Source organism: Nitrospirota bacterium, from assembly GCA_023229435.1.
Classification (GTDB): Bacteria; Nitrospirota; UBA9217; order UBA9217; family UBA9217; genus JALNZF01.
Genome location: JALNZF010000021.1, coordinates 49,859 through 56,245 on the forward strand (window position 1 = coordinate 49,859; position 6,387 = coordinate 56,245).

A 6,387-nucleotide genomic window follows, 5' to 3' on the forward strand; every position below is an offset into this window, starting at 1 on the left:
TTCCTCCTTACGAATGCTTCATACTATCGATGGCCCTTATGACTTTCTGCACCTGCCAGGACTCTATGAACCGCAGTTCCTCTACGCCCGTAATGCGTTTTAAAAAGCCCTTTAAGGCCTTTTGCTTGGCCGTGTAATTAGGCATCTTTGAGACGCTCATCCACATGGCCTCGATCTTCCGAAGTTGCGCTGGTGTGGCCATGCCGTCGCGGTAACCAAGGTCGGAGAAGCGGTCCTTGAAATTCTCGACGGACGACGGACGAGGGATGACGGACGATGTGACGCGGCCTCCAATGTGTCTAATGACCTCGATGACCTCGCCAACCGTGGCCTCGGACAACCGGTGGCCGATGACGCCCGGCGCGATGAGGTTGCGAAGATCGTTCTTGTCGATTCCCCGGTCCTCCGCATCACAGAAGAGCTGCGCGAGCTTGACGGCTCGGAAGTCCTTGCGCTTTTCACCCTCGCCCCTCGAGGGAGAGGGCCGGGGTGAGGGGTCGTCTTGATGAGTTGCGGGAATCACTTTGCCTTCCTGCCTTCGGAGCCTGCCCTGAGCGAAGCCGAACGGGCCATCGTCGTATGCGCCCTGTGCGCGGCCACGATGTTTTTGTGGTTATTATCGAGCTTTATCATCTCGTCAATCACCTGCGGGACGAGCTCCTTTATAAGCGTTGCCAGCATCGTGAGCCTCTTCGCTATGCGGTAGAGCCCTTTTGTGTCGAGTGTGGATGTCTTCATGCTGATTGCCTCCTCCTGTAGTCGCGCTTCAAATCCTGATACGCCCGGCGATATCCGCCGCAGACGACCGTGGTTCTGTCAAAGGTGATCTTTTTTCCCTGGGCATTGGTTTTCCCCGTCCAGAAGCGCGTGATGAAGTTGGTGCGCTTCGTCGCCGGCGCGACCAGGAGCGCCTGTTTCCTAAGTCTTTTGCATACTGTTTTTCTCATGGTGCCTCCTTATACGATCAGCATCTTTGCCGTTTCCTTAACGACTTCCGCCGTGATCGAGATTTTGTTGAGCTTCGCCATGTCCCGTGAGTTCTCGATAAGATTTGAGAGCACGCGGGCATTCCCCTTGGACGCATCAAAAAAAGACTTCCATATTCCATTGCTATTCGGGAATACCTTCTCCACGATGTCATGCACGTCCATGCCGTCCAGCTTGTCTATCTCCACGGCCAGCCGCATGCGGGAGTAGAGCTGCGCGTACTGTCCGCGCCGTCCACGCAGGTTGGTGATGAGGCGCGGCATGCCGACCATCAGCACTCCGACCTGGGCCATGTCGTAGATCCTCCGGAGATATTCGAGAGACCTGTATGCGAGATTCTCCGCTTCATCGATGATGATCAGGCGATCGGAGCCTTTCAGCTTTTTCACGACCTCGGTGTAGAGTTCGTGGGTGCCGCCCTCTCCGTCCAGGCCGACGCTGCGGGAGAGGTCCGATAGCAGCGCCTTTGCGGTGAGTCCGATGACTGTCTCGAGAAGGATCACTTCCTGGTCATCCTTGGCATAGGCCTGCAATGCTTTGGTTTTTCCTATTCCGGCGTCTCCGTAGCAGCAGCACATCCATCTGCGCAGATGACTTTTCCGGGCGACCGCATGAATTTTCTTCATGACCGAGGTCTGAATTATCGGGATTGGATCTTCACGGTCCGCGATACGATCGGAATGTCGTTTTAAAAAACTCGCAATCTTGACCCGGACGGCTTCCGAGTCTCCGTCGTATTTGCCCGCCATCCAGGAACTGATGGCGGATGTCGAGTATCCGATTCCGCGCGCCGCTGCGGTCATGCTGAATACTTCGGCGTCCAATAATTTCTGCAGCTGTTCTTTTTCCTTGACCACTTGCTCTCCTCCTTATAAATTCCGCTCTTCCAGATCGCACTCAAACATGGCCAGCTTCAGCCGGGGGGCCGGCTCTTCCGTCGGCATCATTTCAATGATGTCCGGACCGGCCTTCAATGTCTCGATATCATTCCTCCTTTCCTGGGATTGCCGCATCATGAGCGCGCCGGGCTGCGGCCCTTCGATGCGCGGAGCCTGCTGTGAGCCTGTCGAACAGTTGATGGCGATGGGCATCGGCGCTTCTTCGACCTGCTGCGCCATGTGGACCGTTCCCTTGCGCAGCCGGCCACGCATCTCGATGACGTTTTTGAAGCGTTCCTTCTCCGCCTCGGTGCCGAGGTAATTGACCAGCGGGTTCATATCGGCGGACCGCGCCGCGGTGCAGATGAGCGCGCCATTTTTTGCATAGACGCGGACGGTGGATTTTTCGAAGATGCTGTAGCGGACGGTGACGTCGTCAAACTTTTTTCCGTAGAGCGACTCGTGCCAGTAGTACTCGCCCCACATGCGGATCCCGTTCTGGTAGATCTTGGTTATTTTGGTGTCCATCATGAGGTCATCCAGCTCATCATGGGGCATGCCCGGTCCCTTGCCTTCATCGAATACCTGCCGGATGCTCTTGCCGGCGACGTGCGGGCATTCGGTCTTTGTGCTCCACAGTGAGAGCCACTGATCGATGAGTTCGACGGCTTCCCAGATGGTAGGCGTGTATTCGCCGCGCAGCGCCCGGTGAAACTTCTCATTCCGCAGCATGTAGGCGGGTTTGTCCGCTATCGATGCGCCGATGTAAGACGGCATGAGGCGCTCGAAGCTTTCTGAAAAGATGCCCCACCAGCGCTCGATCACTTTTGCGCGGGCATTGTAGGGCAGGGAAAAGACAGGGATGATGTTGAACCGGGCGAAGAGGCCGACGAACCCGGACTCTTCGAATGACGGGCAATTTGTGAAGTACTTCGAACGGAAGGCCTTGCCGTTGTCCTGGGAGCAGAAGCGCGGGCGCTTGCCGAGTTTCATCATGCCGTGGCGCAGGGCGCTTGCAATGCATTGCGTGTTTTCCTCGATCATGATCTCGTAGCCGGCGAGGTCGTAGCTTTTCCAATCGAGATAGGCGATCATCGTGGCTCGACATGGTTTTCCGGTGAAGGGGTTGATGATCTGGAAGTTCAGCCGGTGTCCATCGGCGACGAGAACTTGTCCGACTTCGAGCATTCCGGCGTCGCGCTTGATGTACATGAGGACTTTGTCTACGAGGGCCTTGTTTCCTTCGCGCCGGAAGGTCCAGACGTCGTTGTGCGTTTTCTGGTACCACTCGGCGTAGCGGTAGAACACGGCATCTGATGCGTCGCACTCTACGCCCTGATGAATGAGCGCTTCTCTTGTATAGAAGATACACTGCGATATTTTCTGCCGGCGAGGGTCCAGCAGGAAGCGTTCGAAGATGCGCCGGACTTCGAGATCGAGCGAGGTTTGAAGCACCATGCCGGACCATTTGTACCGGGGGACGAGGTTGCGCCAGTCGGAGGATCCGCCGAGTCTCGCTTTCCATTTATAGAGGGTGCCGGTGGAGACGGTGCCGAGAACTTTGTGCAGATGCGGCGCTCCGTGTCCGGTCTGGTACCAGCGCGTGAATTCCTCGTCGCCCTCGTTGAGCGAATCGAACCGGGAACGGAATGACTCCCACTGCAAAAGAAGGTCCATGCGCGCGAGCGCGGTGCGCCTGGCGTCCTCGGGGATGGCGGCGACGGGGACGTCGTTGATGCGGGCCGGTACCGGCGCGGGCGTTGCGGGAAGAATCCCCGCGCCCGATGAATCATTAATTTCGCCTCGGGCGCGGGGCAATGGAAGGGAGAACAATGAAGAAGCCGGATGAAAGTGCTGCTGAATATCGGAGGGAAGGTCCTTTACGGCATAGAGCTTCGTCTCATTGTGGTTGATGATGGTGGTGCCGCAAGAAGGCCAGGACTCGCGTAGGGAACGGCGCTCTATGGTCCTCTTAGAGATGTTTGTTGCCTCTGCAATCTGCTTCAGCGTCACGTTATCTTGCACGCTCCACCTCCGACAGAAGTAGTTCCCTTTTTCTGATTTCCTTGTATGCCCTGTTTCTCGTCTCTTTCCATGTCTGGATCTCCGAGCGTAGCGCCTCGGGTCCGGGCAGCGTGAAAAGACCAGCGTGCCGTGAGATCACTTCCATGGCGCACCGGCCGATCGTTGCACGGGAGAATGCCGCCATCTCGATCGCGTCGGGAATGTGGGCGTCATGCGATGCCGCGGTCCAATTGTCGAGCGTTGATTTTGTGATCTCGCGGTTGAGGGAGTTGCTCATTCTGGCGGCGATGTCGTAGCGTGAAAGCTCTCGGCCCTGTTCGTCTACTGCATGCCTTATGTCCGCAGACATGGCCGAGCAGAGTTCGGCCTGGAAGTCCATGCACCCGGATGGATGCGGAGCGGACTGACACAGCAGATCAAAGATGGTGAGCTGGTTAGTCGCAGGTGACGTTTTTTTATTTGATTTCGTCATAGACAAGGCAAAAAAAAAGGGCTACAATCACCACAATAGATCGTGGTTTAGGCAGCCCTTTTATTGTTCTTTTCGTTCGGCCAGATATCGGATACGACCATTCCGATCGCATCGGCTATGGCCTGGCGTAGTCGCTGGTTTTTATTTCTGCCGGCGATCACGTGTGTGACGTATGACCGAACAACATCCTGACTCCTGGCGATCTTGGCTTGCGAGATTCCTTTTTTGAGGAGTCTTATTTTTATGTCTACCGGCCTCAACATGTAGAGAGTATATCATATTGTGAACTATAGTCAAGCAAAAAGTGAACATGAAAAAAGATATTTTTCAAATAGTGGAAAGTATTAAAAAAGAAGGTGAATATTCATCCGATGGTGAGGTTGCGGCCGCTTTCGATATGACGAAGACGGCCCTTTCCAACCATAAGGCTCGCAGAACCATTCCCTATGAGGCTTTGTCCACATTCTGCGACAGGAGCGGCTTTTCTCTTGATTGGTTGCTGACGGGGACCGGCGCTGTGCGACGCGGAGGGTATGACCAGGGGCCGGTTCATTCCATTGTCTCGGAGAACAGGGCCGATTTTGGCGACTATGAGTTTGTCTCACAGGTACGCGGTGAGATCAGCGCCGGCGGCGGACTAATACCCGACAACGCGGTGGAGTTGAAAATTGCCTTCAGAAAAGAATGGATAAAGCGTCGCGGTGATCCGAATAATATGTCTTTGATCCGTGTGAGCGGCGACAGTATGGAGCCGACCCTGTTGTCCGGGGATCTTGCCCTGGTGGATCATGGGCGCAACTACGTGGATCCGCAAGGCGGCATCTATGCGATCGCGCTCGACCAAACAATCATGATCAAGCGAATACAGGTGATGCATCCTTCGATGCGCCTGAAGGTTATCAGCGACAACAATCGTTACGAATCAATTGAGACAAATCCGGACCAGTTGCGGATCAATGGGAAAGTTATCTGGTTTGGAAGGGAGATTGAACGATGAAAAAAAGCGTGATTGTTCTTCTTTTATTTACAGGCGCTTTTTCTTGCGGAAGAGATTCAAGTTCCGGAGGGGCGCCATCCGCCACGTGTGATTCAAATTGTGCTGCGGCCGGTGCCTGTAGTGGCCATAACGGTGTTAATTGTTCAGCTGGACCCGATAGCGACGGATCTGTTATTTGCACCGATGGATATTTGGGTTCCTCTGTTACTTATCATTGTTTTTAAGCAAAGGAGACATTATGCGACGCTCCGTTATTACCGTTTTATTATTAATGATATTTTCATGGAGTCACCTCTTTGCCGGAGATCTTCCTAAATTTTCGATCACGGGACAACATAAAAAGTCGGCGATCTCCATTCTTGTAACTCAAAACAACGCTACTCCTGAAAAACTAAAGAAGCTTATTGAAGAGTTTCGGTTGGCGAGACAATCTAATGTCCTTTCGAAGTTCATCCCTCCAACCACAAAAGGGGGGTCGCTTGGACCATATGCCATTGTTGATATATACGTGTTCTCCGATGCATCGTGGTCTACTTCTGAACGTCTTACCCGTTTTATTAAATCGAATATGACATCCCCGTCTGATAGAAATTATTCGAAGAAATTTATCGCTAAAATTAAGGCTTATTACCACTATTCAATTCCAACCAATGAAGAGGAGGGAAGCCTGGGATATTCTGAGGGAACTACCATGCAATCTCCTCATTACAAACGCTTATTTTAATACCTGTCGCACGGGGGGTGCGTCACTGTCGCACGGGGGGTGCGTCACTGTCGCACGGGTAAACCTGTATAGAATGGTCCTTAAATAGACTATTAACCGTTATTTGAACGGAGTTTAAGATTCCATTCGTCCATGACGAAAATTCTCAAACCATTCGTCATAAATGTGCACTTTTTGGGTAAAACCGGCAATATTTCTCAAACCAGTTTTGTCTTTTTCCAGCGTCTTTTAACTACCAACATCAAACACTTAGGCGTTTTTATCATCAACTACTGAATTCTCATATTACCTGAAGAGATACAGA

At 53.1% G+C, this 6,387-nt stretch carries 9 protein-coding genes; 2 read left to right on the plus strand and 7 right to left on the minus strand.

The window, feature by feature from the left end; translation table 11 throughout:
* Window positions 1-7 precede the first annotated feature (7 nt).
* The 7 genes from M0R70_12825 to M0R70_12855 are packed head-to-tail and all read right to left on the minus strand — an operon-like array spanning window position 8 to window position 4,625.
* On the minus strand, window positions 8-523 hold the full coding sequence (locus tag M0R70_12825; GenBank protein MCK9420253.1) for a regulatory protein GemA: 516 nt from the start codon (window positions 521-523) through the stop codon (window positions 8-10).
* Window positions 520-738 (minus strand): hypothetical protein, encoded by a 219-nt coding sequence (locus M0R70_12830; protein MCK9420254.1) that lies wholly within the window; start codon window positions 736-738, stop codon window positions 520-522. Before M0R70_12830 ends, M0R70_12825 begins: the two co-directional genes overlap by 4 nt.
* The gene (locus tag M0R70_12835) at window positions 735-947 is read right to left on the minus strand and encodes a hypothetical protein (GenBank protein MCK9420255.1); all 213 of its coding nucleotides are present in this window, start codon (window positions 945-947) and stop codon (window positions 735-737) included. The genes M0R70_12830 and M0R70_12835 overlap by 4 nt, the downstream gene beginning before the upstream one ends.
* A 9-nt stretch (window positions 948-956) precedes the next feature.
* Window positions 957-1,844, minus strand: a complete 888-nt coding sequence (locus M0R70_12840) for an AAA family ATPase (protein MCK9420256.1) — start codon at window positions 1,842-1,844, stop codon at window positions 957-959.
* A gap of 12 nt (window positions 1,845-1,856) precedes the next feature.
* Window positions 1,857-3,890, minus strand: coding sequence for a Mu transposase C-terminal domain-containing protein (locus M0R70_12845; GenBank protein ID MCK9420257.1), 2,034 nt, complete (start codon window positions 3,888-3,890; stop codon window positions 1,857-1,859).
* Window positions 3,880-4,362, minus strand: a complete 483-nt coding sequence (locus M0R70_12850) for a hypothetical protein (protein ID MCK9420258.1) — start codon at window positions 4,360-4,362, stop codon at window positions 3,880-3,882. Before M0R70_12850 ends, M0R70_12845 begins: the two co-directional genes overlap by 11 nt.
* Window positions 4,363-4,409: 47 nt before the next feature.
* Window positions 4,410-4,625, minus strand: a complete 216-nt coding sequence (locus M0R70_12855) for a helix-turn-helix domain-containing protein (GenBank protein ID MCK9420259.1) — start codon at window positions 4,623-4,625, stop codon at window positions 4,410-4,412.
* Window positions 4,626-4,672: 47 nt separating this feature from the next.
* Between M0R70_12855 and M0R70_12860 the strand changes: the two genes are divergently transcribed.
* Together M0R70_12860 and M0R70_12865 are read left to right on the plus strand one after the other, a co-directional pair.
* Window positions 4,673-5,359, plus strand: a complete 687-nt coding sequence (locus tag M0R70_12860) for a helix-turn-helix domain-containing protein (protein MCK9420260.1) — start codon at window positions 4,673-4,675, stop codon at window positions 5,357-5,359.
* A 238-nt stretch (window positions 5,360-5,597) separates the two neighbouring features.
* On the plus strand, window positions 5,598-6,083 hold the full coding sequence (locus M0R70_12865) for a hypothetical protein (GenBank protein MCK9420261.1): 486 nt from the start codon (window positions 5,598-5,600) through the stop codon (window positions 6,081-6,083).
* The last annotated feature ends 304 nt before the right edge of the window (window positions 6,084-6,387 follow it).